The sequence below is a fragment of the Lacimonas salitolerans genome, assembly GCF_042677865.1.
Classification (GTDB): Bacteria; Pseudomonadota; Alphaproteobacteria; order Rhodobacterales; family Rhodobacteraceae; genus Lutimaribacter; species Lutimaribacter salitolerans.
Genome location: NZ_JBHUDD010000053.1, coordinates 13662 through 35051 on the forward strand (window position 1 = coordinate 13662; position 21390 = coordinate 35051).

A 21390-nucleotide genomic window follows, 5' to 3' on the forward strand; every position below is an offset into this window, starting at 1 on the left:
GTGATCCGTGCTTTGCAAATTGGTCCACACCCCATATCCTGTGGGCCAATTGCTGCGCGCGGCAAGATCAAGGGGCAAGGGCAGGCATGGCGCATATCATCGTGGTGGGCAACGAAAAGGGCGGGGCGGGCAAATCCACCGTGTCGATGCATGTGGCCACGGCCCTTGCGCGGATGGGCCACAAGGTCGGCGCGCTGGATTTGGACCTGCGCCAGAAAAGCTTTGCCCGCTATGCCCAGAACCGCGCGACATTCTGCGCCAAGCAGGGGTTGGCCCTGCCCTCGGCCACCTATCACGACCTGCCGGAGGTGGATCAGGACGCACTGAAACCCGGCGAGAACCCGTTCGATCAACGCCTGTCGGCGGCGGTGGCCCGGCTGGAGCGTGACAGCGATTTCATCCTGATCGACTGCCCCGGCTCGCACACCCGGCTGAGCCAGGTCGCGCACTCGCTGGCCGACACTCTGATCACACCGCTCAACGACAGCTTCATCGATTTCGATCTGCTGGCCCATGTCGACGACGACGGGATGAAGATCCTCGGCCCTTCGGTCTATTCCGAAATGGTCTGGTCGGCCCGGCAATTGCGCGCGCAGGCGGGTCTGAAACCGATCGACTGGGTCGTGCTGCGCAACCGCGTGGGCGCGCAGCAGATGGTCAACAAGGAAAAGATGGGCCGCGCGCTGGACAATCTGGCCCGCCGCATCGGGTTTCGCGTGGCCCCGGGTTTCAACGAGCGGGTAATATTTCGCGAGCTGTTTCCGCGCGGCCTGACCCTGTTGGACCTGCGAGATATCGGGGTCAAGCAGCTCAACATCTCGAACGTGGCCGCCCGTCAGGAATTGCGCGACCTGATGAAAGCACTGAACCTGCCCGGCGTCTCGGTCGAATTCTGAAACTGGCGTGATCCGGTCGAGTGGCTGCGCCACGCTTTATCAGTTGGGTTTGGGGGCGCTGCCCCCCTTGGGCCTTGCGGCCCAATTCCCCCCGGAGTTTACCGGGCAAGATGAAGATCAGACCCGTCGCCGCGACAGCGCAATGGCATTCGACACGGCCAGCGCGCCGATCACCATGGCCCCGCCCACCAGCGCGTAGATGCCCGGGTCTTCGCCGATCACGGCCCAGGCCAGCAGCGGGGCCAGCACGGATTCCAGCAGGATCAGCAACCCCACCTCGGCCGAAGGGATATAGCGCGGGCCCAGCGCCAGCCCGATGGAACTGCCCGCGATGAAAACACCGTGCAGGATCGCCAGATACCATTGCCCGTCCGGCACGCTGAACGGCGCGATGAACGGCCACAGCAGCAGGCTGCCCCCGATGTAGCCCACAGGCACCGCCGCCACCATGGACACGGTCCGCACCTTGCGCGCCGATGTCAGGCCCGCGGCAAACAACGCGGCCACCCCCAGCGCGGTCAGGTCGCCCGACCAATGCGCGCCTTTGGTCTCGCCCGAGCCATAGGCCAGGACAGACAGCCCCACAGCCACCGCGATCATGGTCAGAACCATGCGGCGCGAGATCCTTTCATTCAGGAAGATCCACGAATAGATGGCTGCAAACACCGGCATCGCCGCAAGAATGAACACCACGTTGGCCACGGATGTCATGCTGATCGCCACCGGAAACAGGATGCCCGCCCCGCCCACGGCAATCACGTAGATCACGCCATAGCGCCCGGTGCCCGCAAGCGCGCGATAGGGGCGCACACCCTGCCACATCAACACGCCTACGGCGATCAGGATGCCTGCGACGGCGTTGCGCCAGAACGCGATGACCAGCGCATCGGCATCGATCAGCCGCACGAACAGCGAATCGGGCACAACGCACATCACGCCGAGCGCGGTTATCAACAGGCCTTTGGCTTGATCGGACATGAGGCGCATCTGGCGCAAGACCGGGACAAAGGTAAACCCCCCATTTGCCTAGCCGCGCTGTGCCAGCTTGCGCAGCGCCTGCCGCAGCACCGCGTTTTCCTGCGCCGTCAGCTGCGCCGACAGCCCGCTGTCATAGCGCATGGCGATGGCGCGCAGATCGCGATAGGCCGCCTGCCCCTGCGCGGTCAGATCCAGCCATTCCAGCCGCCGGTCCTGATCGTCGGTCTGCCGGGTCAGGAACCGCCGGTCGGCCAGCTTCTGCACCGCGCGGCTGATCTTGGTCTTGTGCATCCTTGACCGCTGGCCGATCTCCTTGGCGCTCATTCGGCCATAGATGCCAAGGTGGAACAGCACCCGCCATTCGGTGCGCAGCATGCCATAGCGATCCTTGTAGACCTGCTGGAAATCCAGGCTGCTGGCCTCGGCCGCCTGGTTCAGCAGATAGGGCAGAAAATCCTGCAAATCGAAATCGTCATGTGACATGGGGCACCTCTGACATTTGGTTACAGCGGCAACTGTCAGGCGCGCAACCGGAATCTGCCGCGCGGCGCAGTCGCCGAGGATTTGTGATACACTGCCCGCAGGGAATTTTCGCGGATGCGCTGTTGTTGGTTACAAAATCAACCATTAACTCCGCAATGAAACAGGAGGATGCAGCATGAATCAGCAGACCAAGGCACATGGCCTGATCCAGGCCCAGACCCCGGTGGGCACCACCCCCGGCTACATGCCCGGATGGGCCAATGATTTCGAGACCGAGGCCCTGCCCGGTGCCCTGCCGCAGGGCATGAACAGCCCGCAGAAATGCAACTATGGCCTTTATGGCGAGCAGTTGTCCGGCACCGCCTTCACCGCCAACCCGCCCGAGCGGACATGGACCTATCGCATCCGTCCATCGGTGAAACACTCAGCCCGGTACACCAAGATCGATCTGCCCTACTGGAAATCGGCCCCCCATGTGGACCCGGACGTCATCAGCCTGGGCCAGTACCGCTGGGATCCGGTGCTCCATTCCGGCGAGGCGCTGACCTGGCTGACCGGCATGCGCACCATGACCACGGCGGGCGACGTGAACACGCAGGTCGGCATGGCATCTCATGTCTATCTGGTGACGGACTCCATGCAGGACGCCTATTTCTATTCCGCCGACAGCGAATTGCTGGTCGTCCCGCAAGAAGGCCGTCTGCGCTTTGCGACCGAGTTGGGGATCATCGACCTTGAACCGAAAGAGATCGCCATCATCCCGCGCGGGCTGGTCTATCGGGTCGAGGTTCTGGAAGGCCCGGCGCGCGGGTTCGTCTGCGAAAACTACGGTCAGAAGTTCGAGCTGCCGGGCCGTGGCCCGATCGGTGCCAACTGCATGGCCAACCCGCGCGATTTCAAGGCCCCTGTCGCCGCCTATGAGGACCGCGAGGTGCCCTCGACCCTGACCATCAAGTGGTGCGGGCAGTTCCACGAGACGCAGATCCCGCAAAGCCCGCTGGACGTGGTGGCATGGCACGGCAATTACGCGCCTTACAAATACGATCTGCGCGTCTATTGCCCTGTGGGTGCCATCCTGTTCGACCATCCCGATCCGTCGATCTTTACCGTGCTGACCGCGCCGTCGGGCCATCCGGGCACGGCCAATATCGATTTCGTGCTGTTCCGCGAACGCTGGATGGTGGCCGAGGATACCTTTCGCCCGCCGTGGTATCACAAGAACATCATGTCCGAACTGATGGGCAACATCTATGGCCAGTATGATGCCAAGCCGCAGGGCTTTGTCCCCGGCGGGATGAGCCTGCACAACATGATGCTGCCGCACGGGCCGGACAAGACCGCCTTCGAGGGTGCGTCGAACGCCGAGCTGAAGGCCGAAAAGCTGGACAACACCATGTCCTTCATGTTCGAAACCCGCTTTCCGCAGCACCTGACCGCCTTTGCCGCGACCGAGGCCCCGTTGCAGGACGATTACATCGACTGCTGGGACAGTCTGGAAAAGAAATTCGACGGCACGCCGGGCAAGAAATGACCGGGTCCGGGGTCTGACCCGCAAGGGCTGGACCCCGGTGCCGCAGGGGCATAGGCACAGGACATGGCAGCATCAGACTGCCGGTGCGGGAGGACGGATGAAACTCTACAGCTACTGGCGCTCGACCACCTCGGTGCGGGTGCGCGCCGCACTGAACCTCAAGGGTGTGGCGTATGAGATCGTGCCGGTGGATCTGGTCAAGGGCGAGCAGAAGGCCGTTGGCTATGCCGCGCTGAACCCGGCCCGTGGCGTGCCGACGCTGGTGCTGGACGATGGCACCGCGCTGACGCAGTCGATGGCGATCCTCGATTACCTCGATACCACCTACCCCGAACCGCCGCTCTATCCCGCCGATCCGGTGCTGCGCGCACAGGTCGATGCGGCGGCCCATGCGATCGCGCTGGACATCCATCCGGTCAACAACCTGCGGGTTCTGGGCTATCTCAAGGGCACGATGGGCCACAGCCAGGACGAAGCCGAGGCATGGATGCGCCACTGGATGCACGAGGGCTTTGCGACCTTTCAAACGCTGATCCGCCCAGACACGCCCTTCTGCTTTGGCGACACCCTCGGCATGGCCGATCTGTGCCTTGTGGGGCAGATGGTCAACGCCCGCCGCTGGGGGCTGGACATGACTCCGTTCAAGCGGCTGGAGCAGATCGACACCCACTGCCGCAAGATCGACGCGGTGACCCGCGCCCTGCCCGAACACCAACCCGACGCGCAGCCAACCTGAAATGCGAACGAACAGGACACCACATGACATTGATGAAAAGCTGGGTCGCCAGCGCCAACGCGCCCGACCATCCCTTTCCCCTCAACAACCTGCCATATGGCGTGTTTTCCATAGGCGACGGCGACCCGCGTTGCGGCGTGGCCATCGGGGACATGATCCTTGATTGCCGCGAGGCCGAAGAGGAAGGCGTGATCGACATGGGCACCGGCCCGCTGTTCGACGTGCCCTTCTGGAACGAAGTGATGGAGGAAGGCCCCGAGCTTTGGGCCAGGCTGCGCGCCCGCCTGACCGAGATCCTGGCCGAGGGATCACCCGAGCGGGCAGCGGTGGAGCCGCTGCTGACCCCGGCAACCGATGCGGTGATGCACCTACCCTTCCTTGTGGCCGAATTCACCGATTTCTACGCAGGCAAGCATCACGCAGTGAACGTGGGCACCATGTTTCGCGGCGCCGAAAACGCGCTGCCGCCGAACTGGCTGCACATGCCCATCGGCTATAACGGCCGCGCATCCTCGGTCGTGGTGTCCGGCACGCCGGTGCGCCGCCCCTGGGGGCAGCTCAAATCGCCCGATCACGACACGCCCGCCTTCCTGCCCTGCCGCCGGTTCGATCTGGAACTGGAAATGGGCGCCATCGTGGGCAGCGGCAGCGACGGCCCGGTGACCGTGGACGAGGCGGACGAGATGATTTTCGGCTACGTACTGCTGAACGACTGGTCCGCGCGCGACATCCAGGCGTGGGAGTACCAGCCGCTGGGCCCGTTCCAGGCCAAGGCCACCGCCACCACGATCAGCCCCTGGATCGTGACCGCCGCAGCGCTCGATCCGTTCCGCACCACCTGCCCCGCGCGGGAGGTGGAACTGTTGCCGCATCTGCGCGACACTGTGCCGATGCTCTATGACATCGACCTGTGGGTCTCGCTGGCGCCGCTGGACAAACCCGCCAGCATCATCACGCGCACCAACTACAACGAGATGTATTACAGCGCGGCGCAGCAACTGGCGCATCATTCGACCAGCGGCTGCCCGATGAACCCCGGCGACCTGCTGGGCTCGGGCACCGTGTCGGGCCCGGAAAAGGGCAATCGCGGCAGCCTGCTGGAACTGTCCTGGGGCGGCAAGGAACCGATCACGCTCGAGACCGGCGATCAGCGCAGCTTCATCGAAGACGGCGATACGCTGATCCTGCACGGGGCTGCGCGTGGCGATGGTTATACCATCGGCTTTGGCGACTGCACCGGACAGGTGATCCCGGCGCTGGAAAACCCGTACGAGCGATAAACACCGGGGGTGGGTTGGCACCCACCCTACACCACATCCCGTAGGGTGGGTGCCAACCCACCCCACCGACCAAAAAGGACCACACCCATGGCCAAGGCCTTTGCCTCACAGGGCGACATGACCGAAAAGAACATCACCTTCACCGAAGTGGGCGAGGGCCTGTGGGCCTTTACCGCCGAAGGCGATCCCAACTCCGGCGTCATCATCGGCGATGACAGCGTGATGATCGTCGAGGCGCAGGCAACCCCGCGCCTGGCCCACAAGGTCATCGAAAAGGTGCGCGAGGTGACGGACAAGCCGATCTCGCATATCGTCCTGACCCATTACCACGCCGTCCGCGTGCTGGGTGCCAGCGCCTATGGCGCGCGCGAGATCATCATGTCCGACACCGCCCGCTCGATGGTGGTCGAGCGCGGGCAGGAGGACTGGGACAGCGAGTTTCAGCGTTTTCCGCGCCTGTTCGAAGGGCACGAAAGCATCCCCGGCCTGACCTGGCCCACCACGACCTTCAGCGACAGCATGACGGTCTACCTGGGCAACCGCCGCGTCGACATTATGCATCTGGGCCGCGCCCATACCGCAGGCGACGCCGTGATCCACGTGCCCGATCAGAACGTCATGTTCACCGGCGACATCGTCGAATACCACTCGGCCTGCTATTGTGGTGACGGGCATTTCGCCGACTGGGGCGATACGCTGGACAATATCAAATGGTTCGATGTCGATGCCATCGCGCCCGGTCGCGGGGACGCGCTGGTGGGCCGCGAGATGGTCAATGCCGCGATCGAGAACACCCGCGATTTCGTCGCCAGCACCTACAAGCCCATCGCCCGCGTTGCCGCACGCGGTGGCAGCCTGAAAGAAGCCTGGGACGCCTGCCGCGCCGAATGCGACCCCAAGTTCAGCGATTACGCGATCTACGAACACTGCCTGCCCTTCAACGTCGCCCGCGCCTATGACGAGGCCCGCGGCCTGGACACCCCGCGCATCTGGACCGCGCAGCGCGATCTGGAAATGTGGGAAGCCCTGCAGGGGTAAGGCACGGCAGATGGCAAAATACGGCCCCACGCGCGGCGAGTTGAAATTCCGTCTCGGCTTTTCGCTCGTGGGGCTGGTGATGATGGCGGTGGCGCTGACCCTGCACGGGGTCAGGGGCATCGCATCGCTGGAAATGGTGCTGATCGCCGGGGGTTTTTTCGGCGGCACCGCTTTGTGGACGCTTGTCAAACTCATCCGTGAGGACCGCACATGAACAAGATCTTTGAAATCCCACTCTACCCCTACACCCGCTCGCCCGATCAGGATGCGGAAACGCCCGTCCGCCGCCGCGTGGTGATCGTGGGGGCCGGCCCCGTGGGTCTGGCCGCCGCCATCGATCTGGCGCAGCAGGGGGTCGAGGCGGTGGTGCTGGACGAGAATGACAAGGTCAGCTTCGGCTCCCGCGCGATCTGCTTTGCCAAGCGCACGCTGGAAATCGCCGACCGTCTGGGCCTCGGCGACAGCATGGTGGACAAGGGCGTTGTCTGGAACCTCGGCAAGGTGTTCTTTGACGAGCGCAAGGTGTTCGATTTCAACCTGCTGCCCGAAACCGGCCACCGCCGCCCGGCCTTCATCAACCTGCAACAGTATTACATCGAGGAATACCTGGTGAACCGCGCGCGCGAGATCGAGGCGCAGGGCGCACCGATCGAGCTGCGTGGCCAGAACCGGGTCACCTCCGTCACCGATCATGGCGATTACACCGAGGTGCAGATCGCCACGCCCGAGGGCGACTATACCCTGCACGCCGACTGGCTGATCGCCTGCGACGGGGCCAGATCGCCGATCCGCGACATGCTGGGGCTGGAGTTCCGCGGCCGTGTGTTCGAGGACAACTTCCTGATCGCCGACACGATCATGCAGGCCGATTTCCCGACCGAACGCTGGTTCTGGTTCGACCCGCCCTTCAACAAGGGCCAGTCGGCGCTGCTGCACCGCCAGCCCGACGATGTCTGGCGCATCGATTTCCAGCTTGGCTGGGACATCGACAAGGAAGAAGAGCTGAAACCCGCAAACATCGACCGCCGTTTGCGCGCCATGCTGGGGCAGGATATCGAATATCAGCTTGAATGGTCCTCGATCTACACGTTCCAGTGCCGCCGGATGGACCGGTTCCGCCACAACCGGGTGATCTTTGCCGGCGATGCCGCACATCAGGTCAGCCCGTTCGGCGCGCGCGGGGCCAATTCGGGGCTGCAGGACACCGACAACCTTGTGTGGAAGCTGAAGCTGGTGATCGATGGCACGGCGCCCGAGGCGCTGCTGGACAGCTACGATGCCGAGCGGGTTCATGGCGCGGATGAGAATATCCTGAACTCGTCCCGCTCGACCGATTTCATCACGCCAAAATCCGAGATCAGCCGGGTGTTCCGCGATGCCGTGCTGGACCTGGCCGAGCATCACGCCTTTGCCCGCCCGCTGGTCAACTCGGGCCGTCTGTCGATGCCCTGCACCTATGACGGATCGGCCCTTAACACGCCCGACGCCCTGCAGGGCGGCCCCGCCCGCACCCGCCCCGGCGCGCCCTGCCCCGATGCACCGCTGGGCAACCGGTTTTTGCTGGGCGATCTGGGCGGGCGGTTCACCCTGCTGACGATCGACGCGGATGCCCCCGACACCGTGACCGAGGGCGGCATCACCGCCACCCGTCTGACCCTGTCGGCCAGCGATGACAGCACAGGCGCGCTTGCCGCGCGCTATCTGGGAGACGCGCCCGGCGCGGTCTACCTGATCCGCCCCGACCAGCACGTCGCGGCACGCTGGCCCGGCTTTGACGACGCAGCCATCCGCGCCGCCATCCGCCGCGCCACCGGGCAGGAGTGACCCATGACCGACCTGATCCTGACCCCGAATTTCGCCAATGCCGACGATGTCTATGCCGACATCCTGGCGGCGCATGAAGGGCTGACCAAGGCGCAGTCCGACGCGCTGAATGCCCGGCTGATCCTGATCCTGGCCAACCATATCGGGGACCGCGCGGTGATTGCGCAGGCGCTGGAGGCCGCCCGCAACGTCGCCCCCGGCTGACCCGGCGCCACGGGGGGGGGGGGGGCGCCCCCCNCGCGCGGGGCCTGCAAATCCTGTTGCCTGATGCGGGCGCATGATTTACTTATCATGTTAAGCAAATAGGGAGGCGGTCATGCGCTGGAGCGATTTTCCGAAATGGGGGCACTGGCTGGCCGATTGGGCGGCGCAGTATCACGCCACCCTGCGCGACCGGCCCGTACGCGCGCAGGTCCGACCCGGTGAAACGCTGGCCGCCCTGCCCGACAGCCCGCCCGACGCGCCGCAGCCCATCGCCGAGGTGATCGCGGATTTCGAGCGCATCGTGATGCCCGGCATCACCCATTGGCAGCATCCCCGGTTCTTTGCCTACTTCCCCTCGAACGCGGCACCCGCCGCCGTGCTGGCCGATCAACTAATCACGGTGATGGCCCCGCAATGCATGCTCTGGCAGACATCGCCTGCCGCGACCGAGATGGAGACACGGATGATGGACTGGCTGCGCCAGGCCATCGGCCTGCCCGAAGGGTTCGCGGGCGTCATTCAGGACAGCGCCTCGTCGGCCACCCTGGCCGCCGTGCTGACCATGCGCGAACGCGCGCTGCACTGGGACGGCAACGCGCAGGGGCTGGCGGGGCAGAAACCCCTGCGCATCTATGTCTCGGGCGAGGCGCATACCTCGATCGACCGGGCGATCTGGGTGTCCGGCATCGGTCAGGCCAATCTGGTGCGCGTGCCCCTTGCCCCCGGCCCGATGCGCGGGATGGACGCAGGCGCGCTGGAGGCCGCGATCCGCGCCGATCTGGCCGCGGGCCACCTGCCCGCCGGGGTGATCGCCTGTACCGGGGCCACCGGCATGGGGGCCTGCGACGACATCGCCGCCGTCTGTGCCGTGGCGCAGGCGCACGGCCTGTATACCCATGTCGATGCCGCCTGGGCCGGCAGCGCGATGATCTGCCCCGAGTTCCGCGATCTGTGGCGAGGCGTCGAGATGGCCGACAGCGTGGTGTTCAACCCGCATAAATGGCTGGGCACGCAGTTCGATCTGGCCGCGCATTTCATCCGCGCCCCCGAAGACCTGACCCGCACGCTGGCGATCCAGCCCGAGTATCTGAAGACCCACGGCGCGGACGGCATCATCAACTATTCCGAATGGTCGGTGCCGCTGGGCCGCCGGTTCCGCGCGCTGAAACTGTGGTTCCTGATCCGCGCCCATGGGCTGGACGGGCTGCGGGCGATGATCCGCAACCATGTGACGTGGTCGCAGGCCCTGTGCGAACGGCTGCGCGCGGCGCCGGATTTCGAGATCGTCACCGATCCGATCCTGTCGCTGTTCACCTTTCGCTTTGCCCCCGCCGGACAGGACGCGGAACAGGCCACACTGGACCTGATCACCCGCATCAACGACGATGGCCGGATATATGTGACGCAGACCCGTATAGACGGCACCTTCGTCATCCGGTTTCAGGCCGGGCAGTTCGACTGCATCGCGCAGGATATCGACACCGCCTATGACGTCATCACCGAAATCGCCGCACAGATCAGGAAAGGCTGACCCATGCCCGCACCCACCAACCATTTCAAACAGCGCCTTGCCCGCGGCGAGCGCGTGATCGGCTGCTGGGCCGGTTTCGCCGACCCTTACGCGACCGAAGTTCTGGGCACCGCCGGGTTCGACTGGCTGGTGATCGACGGCGAACACGCGCCCAACGACCTGCGCAGCATCATGGCGCAGCTTGTGGCGCTGAAAGGATCAGACAGCGCGCCGGTGGTGCGCCTGCCGATGGGCGAGGCCTGGGCGATCAAGCAGGTGCTGGACGCGGGCGCGCAGACGCTGCTGATTCCGCTGGTGGAATCCGCCGAACAGGCGCGCGATCTGGTGCGCGCCATGCGCTATCCTCCCGCCGGTATCCGCGGGGCCGGGGCGGCGCTGGCGCGGGCATCGGAGTTTTCATCCATCCCCGACTATGTGCAGACCGCCAACGACCAGATGTGCCTGCTGGTGCAGGTCGAAACCCGCGCCGGGATCGCGGCGCTGGATGACATCCTGGCGGTCGAGGGCGTGGATGGCGTGTTCATCGGCCCCGCCGATCTGGCCGCCGACATGGGGTTTCCCGGCAATTCCGCCGAGGCGGAAGTGGCCGAGGCGATCCGCGATGCATTGGGGCGGATTGCGGCATCAGACAAGGCGGCAGGCATTCTGGCCGTGGATGATGCCACCGCGCAGCAGTACGCCGGATGGGGCGCGCAGTTTCTGTCGGTGGGCATCGACGTGGTGATGCTCGCAAAAGCCGCGCGCGACACGGTCAAACTGTGGTCCGGGAGGGGATGATCGCGGATCTGGCTGCATATCCGAAGACGCGCTAAATATACCCGCGGCTTTACAAAACCGCAGAAATCGCTGATCTTCGGGCCATGGCAGGACAGACCGAAACGATCATCAGCGCCATTCTTGACCAGATCGACGCGGGCAAACTGCACCCCGGCGACCTGATCGAAGAGGCCCCGCTGATCGACGCCCACAAGGTGTCGCGCACCCCGGTGCGCGAGGCGCTGATCCAGCTTGAAACCGCCGGTCTGATCAAACGTCTGCCGCGCAAGGGCGCTGTGCTGTTCAAACCCACGCTGCACGAGTTTCTAGCGATCCTCGAGGTGCATGCCAAACTTGAGGGTCAGGCGGCCGGGCTGGCCGCGCGCCGCCTGTCGCCAGGTTATGCCGCCCGTCTGGAACAGGCAACCAAGGCCTGCGAGGATCACGCCGCCGGTTTGGGCGATGGCGAGCCGGACCGGTATTACCAGCTCAACATGGCGTATCATGGCTGCGTGGCCGAGGCGGCGGGCAACCCGTTCCTGCTGGACATGATCAAGACGAACGCGCGCAAGTTGATGGCCTATTACCGCGCGCGCTATCACTACAAGGGCGCGATCGCCGACAGCGCGCAGGATCATCGCACGATCACGGGGCTGATCGTGAACCGCGATTCAGACGCGGCTGAGGCGGCAATGGCGTGCCATGTGCAATTCGATCAGGTCACCGCAATGGACCTGCTGGCGGCGCTGGATTAGCCGCGCGCAGTTTCGAAGAACTGCGCGATGGTTTCGGCAAAAGCCTTTTGATCCGGTGGGTTGGCCAGTGTTGTGCGCGCCTGTGCCAGCACATCTTGTGGCACCTCATCCGCGATCTCGTCCAGCAGGTCGGCCATGAACTGCGGCTCGATCTCGGGGTGATACTGCGTGGTATAGACATGCGCGCCAATGGCAAAACCGCCCACCGGGCACCCCGGCGTTTCGGTCAGGATGCGCACGCCCGCGGGCGGCTCTGTCACCTGCTCCTTGTGCGCGGCATAAAGGGCAAAGCGGCCCCCATCGCCCATCCATGGCGCAGGCGCGGTTACCTGCGTTTCGACCAGCCCCAGCGCCCAGCCATCGGGGTTGTAGCCCACCGTGCCACCCAGCGCCGTGGCAATCGCCTGATGCCCGAAACAGGCCCCGAACACGGGCAAGCCCTGCCCGACCATCTGGCGGATCAACTCCTCCAACCGCGCGATCCACGGCGTGCCATCATGGACCGAGGCCGGGCTGCCGGTGATCATCACCCCGTCAAATGCGGCGGGATCATCAGGAAACACCCCATCCTTCACGTTGAAGGCCGATACCTGCCAGTCCGGGCGCACCATCGCGATCAGCTTGGCGAATTTCACATCGTCCAGATCGCGCGCATGGGCAAAGGCGCTGTCATCGGTATTGGTGACAAGGGTTGCCAGTTTCATGCGAAAATCCTTTACATATTTATATCCCTCTTTAATATACATAACAAGTTAAGGAAAGGATTTTCGAATGACGGTCTGGAACCCCGCAGATTCAGGCACCGCCGACCTGACCAGCCACGATTCCTTTACCGATGGTCCACCATTCAACACCTTCGCGCACCTGCGCAGCGACGACCCGGTGCATTGGACGGATTATCCGCAGGGGCAGGGATTCTGGTCGATCACGCGCATGGCCGACATCCTGGAAATGAACCGCAACACGCAAGTGTTTTCCTCTGCGCAGGGCATCCGGATCGAGGATCAGACGTATGAGGAGTACCTGGCCCGCCGCACCTTTCAGGAAACCGATCCGCCCGATCACAGCCAGACCCGGATGAAGGTGGCCAAGGCGTTCTCGAAACCCGTCATCGCGGAATTTGAAAACGACATCCGACAGCTATGCGATGAGATCCTGAACGACGCCCTGCAACACGGCACCTTTGATGCCACCAAGGAAATCGCACGGCAATTGCCCATGCGGATGCTGGGCCGCATCCTTGGAACGCCCGATGCGGACCTGCCGTGGCTGGTGGAAAAGGGTGACGCGCTGATTGCCAATACCGACCCGGATTTCACCGATCACGTGCTGGACCGGATGACCACCGATGAATTCCGCATGATGCCTTTCAACTCGCCCGCCGGGGCGGAATTGTATCACTATGCCAAAGAGTTGATGGCCCACAAGAACGCCACCGGCGACACCAACGGGATCTTGCACCTGATCCTGCAACCGGGCAAGGACGGCAGCCGCATCACCGAGGAAGAGTTCCGCAACTTCTTTTGCCTGCTGGTCGCGGCGGGCAATGACACGACACGCTATTCCATCGCCGCCGGTTTGCAGGCGCTGACCCATGATCCTTCATTTCTGCGACAGATGCAGACGCAGGATGTGTGGGACACGGCCCCCGACGAGATCATCCGCTGGGCCAGCCCGACCATGTATTTCCGCCGCACCGCGACTCAGGATTTCGACATGCACGTCAAGACGATCAAGGCGGGTGACAAGGTGGTGTACTGGTTCGTCTCGGCCAACCGGGATGACGATGCGTTCGACGCGCCGTTCACCTTTGACCTGAACCGCAAACCCAACCGTCACATCGCCTTTGGTCAGGGCGGGCCACATGTCTGCCTGGGCATGTATCTGGCCCGGCTAGAAGTGCGCGTGCTGTTTCAGGAACTGGCCAAACGCATCAAGACCATAGAAGCTGCGGGCACGCCGAAATTCCTGCGCTCGAACTTCGTGGGCGGGATCAAGGAACTGCCCGTCCACGTCACCCCAGCCTAATCGCCCGGACCGGGGCAGAAGACCCCGGCCATCCCAACAGGAGAGACCCCGATGAACACCCGCCTGCGCGCGCTATTCTGCGATCACCTGTCGATCATGCGGGGCAAGTACCTGCCCGGATCAAAGATCGGCACCGGCACGACCCGCTTTTGCCGGTCCAATTTCGGCGTGCATTACGACAAGGATCTGCTGGATGCGCCCGGTGCCATGATGATGCAGGGCCTGCCCGATATGGAACTGCATTGGGTCGCCGAGGAAATCCGCGACAGCTGGGACCGCGCCACCAAGATCGTCGTGGGCGACCTGTATGACACCGAAGGGCAACCGCTGCCCATGTGCGGGCGTGGCGCGTTGAAACGGGCGGTGACGGACTGGCAGGCGCACGGCCTGACGCCCAAGGTGGGGATCGAGTTGGAGGCGTTTGCGCTTGTCGCGGACGAGAACGGCCGCCTGACGCCCTATGACACGCCCGGCGCGCATGTCTATGGCACGGGGCCGTTCACCGATCCGCTGCGGTTCAACGATGCGATCTGGGAAAAGGCGGATGAACTGGGCTTCAGCCTTGACCTGATCACCAGCGAATTCGACAGCCCGCAATTCGAATACACGCTGACCTTTGACGATGCGGTGCACGCGGTGGACGATATCGTGCTGTTCCGCCTGATGGCCCGGGAAATCGCGCTGGAACATGGTGTCGTGCTGTCCTTCATGCCCAAACCGATCGCCGAGGCCGGTGGGTCGGGCATGCACATCAATTTCTCTTTCATCGACGGCGATGGCGGCAATGCTTTGTCGGACGGACCGCGCGGCGGGCCGGATCACCTGAACGATCTGGCGAGCGGCTGCATCGCGGGGCTGACCCATCATCACAAGGGGTTGGCCGGGCTGATCGCGCCCACCGCCAACAGCTATCAGCGGCTGCAACCCGGGTCGCTGTCTGGGTTTTTGTGCAACTGGGGCGGCGATCATCGCAACGTGACCACGCGCATCTCATCCGAAGGCGGGGCCAAGGCACGGCTGGAACACCGGATGGCCGATGCGTCCGCAAACCCTTACGTCGCCGTCGCGGCGGTGTTGCAGGCCGCGCGGCTGGGGCTGGAAAACGGCTATGCCCTGCCCCCGATCGAAACCGGCGATGGGTTCGAGAAATGGGACGCCAAGGACACCACGGCGACCGACCTGAAGGGCGCCGTCGCAGACCTGCGCGCCGATACCTCACTGCAGACGGCGGTGGGGCAGCTGCTGTGCGACAACCACATCTTCATGAAGGAAAAAGAGGTCAAGAAAACCCGCGACCTTGAAGGGGACCAGCTGCGCGATTTCTACGTCTGGTTCATCTGATCCGCCTTCCGCGACAAAGCCGAAGCACCGGCCAGACCGTGACCGGAAGCGATTTTATGACTATAAATCATATATCTACACGCCATGGGCCTGCATGGGTTTGACATCTGCGTCCAGCATGTCATCCTAAAGGCGTAGATGTCGACGGGCCACCTGCGGTGCATTGATGCACCCCCGGCCCGCCGCGAACCGTGTGTGCGTGTGGCTGATTGCCGATGCGCGCGCCCCGGGATGGACGGCAGAGCCGCCCGGCCAAAATTCGAAGAGCTTTCGCGTACACCGGTGCGATCCGCACCGGCACCAGCGCGTTTTTGCAACCGAAAGGGAGACGAAATGACCATTACCAAACGCATTCTGACAGGCACCGCCGCTGCTGCGGCCCTTGCTGCCAGCATGACTGCCGCGCAGGCCGATACGTGGCGCTATGCCTTCGAAGAGGCAATCACCGACGTTCAGGGCGTGTTCGCCACCAAGTTCAAGGAAGAGGTCGAGGCCAATTCCGACCACGAGATTCAGCTGTTCCCCTATGGCACGCTGGGCGAGTCCGCCGACATCATGGAGCAGACGCAGGCAGGCATCCTGCAGTTCGTGAACCAAAGCCCCGGCTTTACCGGCTCGCTGATCCCCGAGGCGCAGGTGTTCTTCGTGCCCTACCTGCTGCCCACCGAAGAAGAGCAGCTGAACGAGTTCTTCCGCACCTCGACCACGATCAACGAGATGTTCCCCGAGATCTACGCCGAGCAGGGCCTTGAACTGCTGGCCATGTATCCCGAGGGCGAAGTGGTGATGACCACCAAGGAACCCGTGACCGCCCCGGCCGACCTGAACGAGGTCAAGTTCCGCGTCATGACCAACCCGCTGCTGGTCGAAAGCTATCAGGCGTTCGGCGCGACACCGACACCCCTGCCCTGGGGCGAGGTCTATGGCGGTCTGCAGACGAACATCATCCAGGGTCAGGAAAACCCGATGTTCTTTGTCGAATCGACCAAGATGTACGAGGTGACGGATCACATCACCTTCGCCGGTCACAACAACTTCACCACGGCGATCATGGCCAACAAGGACTTCTTTGACGGCCTGCCGGCAGAAGACCAGGAGATGATCGAAGCCGCCATCGACACGGCGTTCGAGTACATTCTTGAGTACCAGCAGGGCCTGACCGAGGAATCGCTGGCCCGGATTCAGGAAGACAAGCCGTCGATCACGGTGACACGCCTGACCGAAGAACAGCGCGCGCCCTTCATGGAAGCGGCGGCAGACGTCGAAGCCCAGTTCATCGAGATGACGGGCGAGAGCGGTCAGAAGATCCTTGACCAGATGAAGGCTGATCTGGAAGCCGTTTCCGACTGATCCGGTCTGATATTTTGGCTGCGCCCGGCACCCCGGGCGCAGCCGCTTTGTCCATAATTTAGCAGTTTCAGACAGGGAAAATCCGGTGGCAGAAGACGAGAAACGCAGCCAGCTGCAATCGCAGACCGACACAACCGGAACCGATGACGCCCCACTCGCGGCGTATCAATCCTCGCTACCGGGCCTTCTTGGCACCCTCGACAACGCCATCAGCCGCGCCGAAAGCCTTTTTCTGGCAGTCGGGGTTCTGCTCATGGCCACAAACACGATTGCCAATGTTGTTGGCCGCTTTGTCTTTCAAAGCTCGCTTTTCTTTTCCGAAGAACTGAACCGCATCCTGATCATCCTGATCACCTTCGCGGGCATTTCCTATGCCGCGCGGCAGGGTCGTCATATCCGCATGTCGGCGATATTCGATGCGCTGCCGGTCAAACCGCGCAAGGTGCTGATGATCATCATTTCCGTGGTCACCGCCATCTTCATGTTCGGGCTGGCATGGTATTCCCTGCAATACATCCTGACGCAGGCCAGCCGGGGGCGCATCCTGCCCTCGCTGCAGGTGCCGGTCTGGCTGATCCTGATCTGGGTGCCCATCGGCTTTTTCATGACCGGGCTGCAATACGCCCTCACGGCCATCAAGAACATGATCGAAAAAGACATCTACCTTTCGACCAATGTGCTGGAAGGCTACGACGATGAAGAGCTGGAGGTTTAAGCCATGGCCGTGACAATCTTTTCGATCATGATCGTCCTGCTGCTGCTGGGCTTTCCCATGATGATACCGCTGATCGTCGGGGCCTTCGTCGGCTTTTATTCCCTGTTCGGCGGCATGTCCCAGATGGAGACGATGGTGCAGCAGATGATGGCGGGCATCCGGCCCGCCAGCCTGATCGCGGTGCCGATGTTCATATTTGCCGCCGATATCATGACACGCGGGCAATCCGCGGGTCGGCTGATCGATCTGGTGATGTCCTTTGTCGGCCACATGCGCGGCGGGCTGGCGATCTCCACCGCTGCGGCCTGCACCATGTTCGGCGCGGTCTCGGGCTCGACCCAGGCCACCGTTGTGGCCATCGGTGGCCCGCTGCGGCCACGGATGCAAAAGGCGGGCTATGGCGACAGCTTCATTCTGGCGCTTATCGTCAATTCGTCGGATATCGCCTTTCTGATCCCGCCGTCGATCGGGATGATCATCTATGGCGTGGTGTCGAACACCTCGATCGCGGAACTCTTCATCGCGGGCATCGGCCCCGGTCTGCTGATCCTCGTGCTGTTCTCGATCTATGCCTGGATCTATGCGGTGCGCAACAACGTGCCAACCGAGGACAAGGCCACATGGGGTGAACGCACACGCACGTTGCAACGCGCGCTGTGGCCGCTGGGTTTTCCGGCGATCATCATCGGCGGAATCTATGGCGGCATCTTTTCCCCGACCGAGGCGGCGGCGGCCTGTGTCCTGTATGCCATCATCCTGGAAATGGTCGTGTTTCGGGAAATGAATTTTCGGAACCTTTACGACACCGCCAAGTCCACCGGGCTGATCACCGCCGTCGTCTTCATCCTCGTGGCGGCGGGGGCCGCGTTCTCGTGGGTCATCTCGTTCGCGCAGATCCCGCAGGCGATCCTGTCGGGTATCGGCATCGACGAGATGGGCCAGATCGGCGTCCTGATCGTCATTTCCATCGCCTTCTTCATCGGCTGCATGTTCGTCGACCCGATTGTCGTGATCCTTGTGCTGGTCCCGATCTTTGCCCCGGTGGTCAATGCCGTTGGCCTTGACCCGGTATTGGTCGGCACGATCATCACGTTGCAGGTGGCCATCGGGTCGGCCACGCCGCCCTTTGGCTGCGATATCTTCACCGCCATCGCCGTGTTCAAACGCCCCTACTGGGAGGTCATTCGCGGCACGCCGCCCTTTATCGTCATCCTGCTTTGCGTCTCGGCCCTGCTGATCACGTTCCCGCAGATCGCGCTGTTCCTGCGTGACCTGGCCTTTGACAAATAAGCTTCAGGAGAACAGCGATGTTCAAACGGATACTTGTGCCCTTTGACGGATCGAAAGGCGGCGAGCATGCGTTGCTCAAGGCGGTGGAGCTGGCAACCCTGTGCGGGGCCGAGATCAACGTACTGACGGTCTATCGCCACCATTCGATGCTCGAGGCGTCGTTTTCCATGGTGCGCGCCGCCGATCCCGGCAGCATGGATGACGCCATGCGCAGCCATGCGCGCGAGGTGGCAGAGCATGCCAAGAAACTGGCAATCGACGCGGGGGCCCCAACCGCCCGCGCCTTTGTCAAGGCAGGGCAGCCAGCCCGGACCATCGTGCGTTTCGCGACCGAGCATGACTGCGACCTGATCGTTCTGGGCGCACGCGGCATGGGCTCGGTCGAGGGGTATCTGCTGGGCTCTGTATCACACAAGGTGACGGGTCTGGCGCATATGCCGGTGCTGGTGGTGTGACACCACCAGCCTTTTGACAGGTCACACGGCGGCAAACCCCGCATCCAGCGACGACAGGATCACCTGCACGTCATCCGCCGTCAGCACCAGAGGCGGCGACAGGATGATGTTGGGCCCCGACACACGAACCATCGCGCCCGACTGATACGCCACCTCTTGCACGCGGTTGATGATGCCCTTGTCGACGGGCGCCTTGGTATCGCGATCGCTGACCAGCTCCAGCGCGCACATCAGCCCGTGACCGCCGCGCACATCCCCGATCACATCATGGGTCCGGGCCAAGTTCTGCAACCCGGCAAACAGCTCGGCCCCGCGCGCCGCCGCATTGGCGGGCACGTCCAGTCGTTTTGTTTCCGCCAGACAGGCCAGCGCCGCTGCCGCCCCCACTGGATGCCCGGAATAGGTATAGCCATGGCCGATGGCCGCGCGACCGGTTTCGTCCTGTTCGAACACCTGTGCGACCTGTTCCGCGATCATCACGGCCCCGAAAGGGAAATAGCCGTTGGTGATGGCCTTGGCAGTGCAGGAAAAATCAGGCTGCACGCCCCAGTGGCGGCTGCCGGTCCAGCTTCCGGTGCGGCCAAAGGCGGTGATCACCTCGTCCGCGATCAGCAGGATGCCGTTGCGCGAACAGATGTCGCGCACGCCGGGCATGAAACTGGGATGCGGCGGGATCACGCCACCGGCGCCCAGCACGGGTTCCATGATGAAGGCCGCGATGGTGCCCGCGCCCTGAAAGGCGATTTCGTCCTCCAGCGCAGCAAGGCAAAGCTGCGCCAGTCTTTCAGGATCGGATTCGTTGAACGGGTTGCGATAGGTATAGGGGGCAGGGATCTGGAAGCAGCCGGGCAACAGCGGCTCGTACTGCGTGCGGAAATTGGCGTTTCCGTTGACCGAGGCGCCACCGATATGCGTGCCGTGATAGCCCTTTTTCAGGCTCAGGAACTTGACCCGCCCGGCCTCGCCCCGGATCTTGTGATACTGGCGGGCAAGCCGCAGCGCGGTTTCCACGCTGTCGCTGCCGCCCGAAGTATAGAACGCCCGCGTCAGTCCGTCTGGCGCAAAGAAATCGCGCAGCTCTTCGGACAACTCGATCACGCAGTCATTCGTCGTGCCCCGGAAGGTCGAGTAATAGGGCAGCCGGTCAAGCTGCGCGGTGATCGCGTCCTTGATCGGCTGGCAGGAAAATCCAAGGTTCACGTTCCACAGGCCGCCGACGCCATCCACAACCTCGTGCCCGTCCACATCGGTGATGCGCACGCCCTGCGCGCCGGTCACGATGGTGGGCGGGTTCTTCAGGCTGTCGGCCGGATGCGCCATCGGGTGCCACATGGAACGCGCGTTGTGTTCCTTCAGGAAATTGCCGTCCTTCATGGGGTCGTCTCCTCATGTTGCGGCAGGGGGGTGTCTGCCGGTGTGTCGGTGAATTTGGGTGTGGGGTAGCCGGGCGGCGGAAAGCCCCCCAGCGCCCGCGTCAGGCGCAGGGCCGCGGCGTGCACGCGCGCCCGGATGGTCGCGCGCAGGTCGGGTGTCATGCGTGCGACCGGGGCCGCCACGGCCATTGCGCCAAGCGGCGCCCCGTGCGCGTCAAAGATGGGGGCGGCGTGCGAATGGACATCCTGCTCGAACCCGCTGATGGATTCGGCCACGCCATGCACGCGGATGTCGGCCAGAACCGCCCTGATCTGCACCGGGTCGGTGATGGTTTCCGGCGTGCGCGCCTCCAGCGGCGCGGCCAGAACCGCATCGACCAAGCCCGCTTGGGCATAGGCCAGCACCGCAAGGCCCGAACTGGTGGCATGCAGGGTCAGGTATTGCGCGTCATCCATCGTCACCCGCGTGCCATGCACCGGGCTGTAGGCATGGGCCGTGGCCACCAGAAGATCGCCCTGCAGGATCGAGAAATGCGCGGTCTCGCAGGTCTCGACGCTCAGATCGGCCAGCACTCCGGCGGCCAGATCGCGCATCGGCACCGCCTGTTCGCGCAAGGCCGCCAGCCGCAGATAGACCGCACCAAGCCGGTATTCGCGCCCTGCCGCCACCTGCTCGACGAATCCGGCGGATTCCAGTTCGGACAGCAAGCGATGGGTGGTGGCCTTGTTCAGCCCCGACAGACGCGCCATGTCGCTCAACCCGATCAGGGGCCGCGCGCGGCTGAAATAGGTCAGCAATGACAAGGCTTTGGCAACGGTTCCCATG

At 63.6% G+C, this 21390-nt stretch carries 22 protein-coding genes; 17 read left to right on the forward strand and 5 right to left on the reverse strand.

Going from position 1 to position 21390, the window contains the following annotated elements; genetic code table 11:
- The first annotated feature begins 86 nt into the window (after nt 1–86).
- Nucleotides 87–896, forward strand: coding sequence for a division plane positioning ATPase MipZ (locus ACFTOW_RS09365; protein WP_379914945.1), 810 nt, complete (start codon nt 87–89; stop codon nt 894–896).
- Nucleotides 897–1013: 117 nt separating this feature from the next.
- On the opposite strand, the gene ACFTOW_RS09370 is transcribed toward ACFTOW_RS09365, so the two are convergent.
- Both ACFTOW_RS09370 and ACFTOW_RS09375 read right to left on the reverse strand, forming a co-directional pair.
- The gene (locus tag ACFTOW_RS09370) at nt 1014–1874 is read right to left on the reverse strand and encodes a DMT family transporter (RefSeq protein WP_379914947.1); all 861 of its coding nucleotides are present in this window, start codon (nt 1872–1874) and stop codon (nt 1014–1016) included.
- A 48-nt stretch (nt 1875–1922) separates the two neighbouring features.
- The gene (locus tag ACFTOW_RS09375) at nt 1923–2357 is read right to left on the reverse strand and encodes a MarR family winged helix-turn-helix transcriptional regulator (protein ID WP_379914949.1); all 435 of its coding nucleotides are present in this window, start codon (nt 2355–2357) and stop codon (nt 1923–1925) included.
- Between the two features lie 175 nt (nt 2358–2532).
- Between ACFTOW_RS09375 and hmgA the strand changes: the two genes are divergently transcribed.
- The 10 genes from hmgA (at nt 2533) to ACFTOW_RS09425 (ending at nt 12012) form a co-directional block, all read left to right on the forward strand.
- Nucleotides 2533–3888: a homogentisate 1,2-dioxygenase gene (hmgA, locus tag ACFTOW_RS09380; RefSeq protein ID WP_379914951.1), complete on the forward strand. Its 1356-nt coding sequence runs from the start codon at nt 2533–2535 to the stop codon at nt 3886–3888.
- A 97-nt stretch (nt 3889–3985) separates the two neighbouring features.
- A complete protein-coding gene (gene maiA, locus ACFTOW_RS09385; protein ID WP_379914953.1) occupies nt 3986–4624 on the forward strand; it encodes a maleylacetoacetate isomerase in 639 nt (212 codons plus the stop codon).
- A 23-nt stretch (nt 4625–4647) separates the two neighbouring features.
- On the forward strand, nt 4648–5904 hold the full coding sequence (fahA, locus tag ACFTOW_RS09390) for a fumarylacetoacetase (RefSeq protein WP_379914955.1): 1257 nt from the start codon (nt 4648–4650) through the stop codon (nt 5902–5904).
- 87 nt (nt 5905–5991) lie between these two features.
- Entirely contained in the window at nt 5992–6942 is a 951-nt protein-coding gene (locus ACFTOW_RS09395; protein ID WP_379914957.1) for an MBL fold metallo-hydrolase, read from the forward strand.
- 10 nt (nt 6943–6952) lie between these two features.
- Nucleotides 6953–7156 carry a hypothetical protein gene (locus tag ACFTOW_RS09400; RefSeq protein WP_379914959.1) on the forward strand — a complete coding sequence of 68 codons (204 nt, stop codon included), beginning with the start codon at nt 6953–6955 and terminating at the stop codon, nt 7154–7156.
- A complete protein-coding gene (locus tag ACFTOW_RS09405) occupies nt 7153–8766 on the forward strand; it encodes an FAD-dependent oxidoreductase (RefSeq protein WP_379914961.1) in 1614 nt (537 codons plus the stop codon). Before ACFTOW_RS09400 ends, ACFTOW_RS09405 begins: the two co-directional genes overlap by 4 nt.
- 3 nt (nt 8767–8769) lie before the next feature.
- On the forward strand, nt 8770–8970 hold the full coding sequence (locus ACFTOW_RS09410) for a DUF2783 domain-containing protein (RefSeq protein WP_379914963.1): 201 nt from the start codon (nt 8770–8772) through the stop codon (nt 8968–8970).
- A 112-nt stretch (nt 8971–9082) separates the two neighbouring features.
- Entirely contained in the window at nt 9083–10501 is a 1419-nt protein-coding gene (locus ACFTOW_RS09415) for a pyridoxal phosphate-dependent decarboxylase family protein (RefSeq protein WP_379914965.1), read from the forward strand.
- Between the two features lie 3 nt (nt 10502–10504).
- A complete protein-coding gene (locus ACFTOW_RS09420) occupies nt 10505–11278 on the forward strand; it encodes an aldolase/citrate lyase family protein (protein WP_379914967.1) in 774 nt (257 codons plus the stop codon).
- Nucleotides 11279–11361: 83 nt separating this feature from the next.
- The gene (locus ACFTOW_RS09425) at nt 11362–12012 is read left to right on the forward strand and encodes a GntR family transcriptional regulator (protein WP_379914969.1); all 651 of its coding nucleotides are present in this window, start codon (nt 11362–11364) and stop codon (nt 12010–12012) included.
- Here ACFTOW_RS09425 and ACFTOW_RS09430 read toward each other — a convergent pair.
- Complete coding sequence (locus ACFTOW_RS09430) at nt 12009–12716, reverse strand: type 1 glutamine amidotransferase (protein ID WP_379914971.1); 708 nt, start codon at nt 12714–12716, stop codon at nt 12009–12011. The genes ACFTOW_RS09425 and ACFTOW_RS09430 overlap by 4 nt on opposite strands.
- 67 nt (nt 12717–12783) lie before the next feature.
- On the opposite strand from ACFTOW_RS09430, the gene ACFTOW_RS09435 reads away from it, so the two are divergent.
- The 6 genes from ACFTOW_RS09435 to ACFTOW_RS09460 all read left to right on the forward strand — a co-directional run bounded on the left by ACFTOW_RS09435 (nt 12784) and on the right by ACFTOW_RS09460 (nt 19191).
- The gene (locus ACFTOW_RS09435) at nt 12784–14040 is read left to right on the forward strand and encodes a cytochrome P450 (RefSeq protein ID WP_379914973.1); all 1257 of its coding nucleotides are present in this window, start codon (nt 12784–12786) and stop codon (nt 14038–14040) included.
- A 51-nt stretch (nt 14041–14091) separates the two neighbouring features.
- Nucleotides 14092–15381, forward strand: a complete 1290-nt coding sequence (locus tag ACFTOW_RS09440) for a type I glutamate--ammonia ligase (protein ID WP_379914975.1) — start codon at nt 14092–14094, stop codon at nt 15379–15381.
- Nucleotides 15382–15714: 333 nt separating this feature from the next.
- Entirely contained in the window at nt 15715–16731 is a 1017-nt protein-coding gene (locus ACFTOW_RS09445) for a TRAP transporter substrate-binding protein (RefSeq protein ID WP_379914977.1), read from the forward strand.
- 85 nt (nt 16732–16816) lie between these two features.
- On the forward strand, nt 16817–17446 hold the full coding sequence (locus tag ACFTOW_RS09450; protein WP_379914979.1) for a TRAP transporter small permease: 630 nt from the start codon (nt 16817–16819) through the stop codon (nt 17444–17446).
- Nucleotides 17447–17449: 3 nt separating this feature from the next.
- Nucleotides 17450–18736, forward strand: a complete 1287-nt coding sequence (locus ACFTOW_RS09455) for a TRAP transporter large permease (protein ID WP_379914981.1) — start codon at nt 17450–17452, stop codon at nt 18734–18736.
- Nucleotides 18737–18753: 17 nt separating this feature from the next.
- On the forward strand, nt 18754–19191 hold the full coding sequence (locus tag ACFTOW_RS09460; RefSeq protein ID WP_379914983.1) for a universal stress protein: 438 nt from the start codon (nt 18754–18756) through the stop codon (nt 19189–19191).
- Nucleotides 19192–19212: 21 nt separating this feature from the next.
- Here ACFTOW_RS09460 and ACFTOW_RS09465 read toward each other — a convergent pair whose 3' ends face one another.
- A complete protein-coding gene (locus ACFTOW_RS09465) occupies nt 19213–20565 on the reverse strand; it encodes an aspartate aminotransferase family protein (RefSeq protein ID WP_379914985.1) in 1353 nt (450 codons plus the stop codon).
- Complete coding sequence (locus ACFTOW_RS09470) at nt 20562–21389, reverse strand: IclR family transcriptional regulator (RefSeq protein WP_379914987.1); 828 nt, start codon at nt 21387–21389, stop codon at nt 20562–20564. Before ACFTOW_RS09470 ends, ACFTOW_RS09465 begins: the two co-directional genes overlap by 4 nt.
- Nucleotide 21390 lies beyond the last annotated feature (1 nt).

Coding starts and splice junctions, on each gene's coding strand:
- ACFTOW_RS09365 (WP_379914945.1), top strand. CDS start 87: ATGGCGCATATCATCGTGGTGGGCAACGAAAAGGGCGGGGCGGGCAAA.
- ACFTOW_RS09375 (WP_379914949.1), bottom strand. CDS start 2,357: ATGTCACATGACGATTTCGATTTGCAGGATTTTCTGCCCTATCTGCTG.
- maiA (WP_379914953.1), top strand. CDS start 3,986: ATGAAACTCTACAGCTACTGGCGCTCGACCACCTCGGTGCGGGTGCGC.
- hmgA (WP_379914951.1), top strand. CDS start 2,533: ATGAATCAGCAGACCAAGGCACATGGCCTGATCCAGGCCCAGACCCCG.
- ACFTOW_RS09415 (WP_379914965.1), top strand. CDS start 9,083: ATGCGCTGGAGCGATTTTCCGAAATGGGGGCACTGGCTGGCCGATTGG.
- ACFTOW_RS09455 (WP_379914981.1), top strand. CDS start 17,450: ATGGCCGTGACAATCTTTTCGATCATGATCGTCCTGCTGCTGCTGGGC.
- ACFTOW_RS09445 (WP_379914977.1), top strand. CDS start 15,715: ATGACCATTACCAAACGCATTCTGACAGGCACCGCCGCTGCTGCGGCC.
- ACFTOW_RS09400 (WP_379914959.1), top strand. CDS start 6,953: ATGGCAAAATACGGCCCCACGCGCGGCGAGTTGAAATTCCGTCTCGGC.
- ACFTOW_RS09440 (WP_379914975.1), top strand. CDS start 14,092: ATGAACACCCGCCTGCGCGCGCTATTCTGCGATCACCTGTCGATCATG.
- ACFTOW_RS09465 (WP_379914985.1), bottom strand. CDS start 20,565: ATGAAGGACGGCAATTTCCTGAAGGAACACAACGCGCGTTCCATGTGG.
- ACFTOW_RS09370 (WP_379914947.1), bottom strand. CDS start 1,874: ATGTCCGATCAAGCCAAAGGCCTGTTGATAACCGCGCTCGGCGTGATG.
- ACFTOW_RS09420 (WP_379914967.1), top strand. CDS start 10,505: ATGCCCGCACCCACCAACCATTTCAAACAGCGCCTTGCCCGCGGCGAG.
- ACFTOW_RS09460 (WP_379914983.1), top strand. CDS start 18,754: ATGTTCAAACGGATACTTGTGCCCTTTGACGGATCGAAAGGCGGCGAG.
- ACFTOW_RS09425 (WP_379914969.1), top strand. CDS start 11,362: ATGGCAGGACAGACCGAAACGATCATCAGCGCCATTCTTGACCAGATC.
- ACFTOW_RS09470 (WP_379914987.1), bottom strand. CDS start 21,389: ATGGGAACCGTTGCCAAAGCCTTGTCATTGCTGACCTATTTCAGCCGC.
- ACFTOW_RS09435 (WP_379914973.1), top strand. CDS start 12,784: ATGACGGTCTGGAACCCCGCAGATTCAGGCACCGCCGACCTGACCAGC.
- ACFTOW_RS09405 (WP_379914961.1), top strand. CDS start 7,153: ATGAACAAGATCTTTGAAATCCCACTCTACCCCTACACCCGCTCGCCC.
- ACFTOW_RS09395 (WP_379914957.1), top strand. CDS start 5,992: ATGGCCAAGGCCTTTGCCTCACAGGGCGACATGACCGAAAAGAACATC.
- ACFTOW_RS09410 (WP_379914963.1), top strand. CDS start 8,770: ATGACCGACCTGATCCTGACCCCGAATTTCGCCAATGCCGACGATGTC.
- ACFTOW_RS09430 (WP_379914971.1), bottom strand. CDS start 12,716: ATGAAACTGGCAACCCTTGTCACCAATACCGATGACAGCGCCTTTGCC.
- fahA (WP_379914955.1), top strand. CDS start 4,648: ATGACATTGATGAAAAGCTGGGTCGCCAGCGCCAACGCGCCCGACCAT.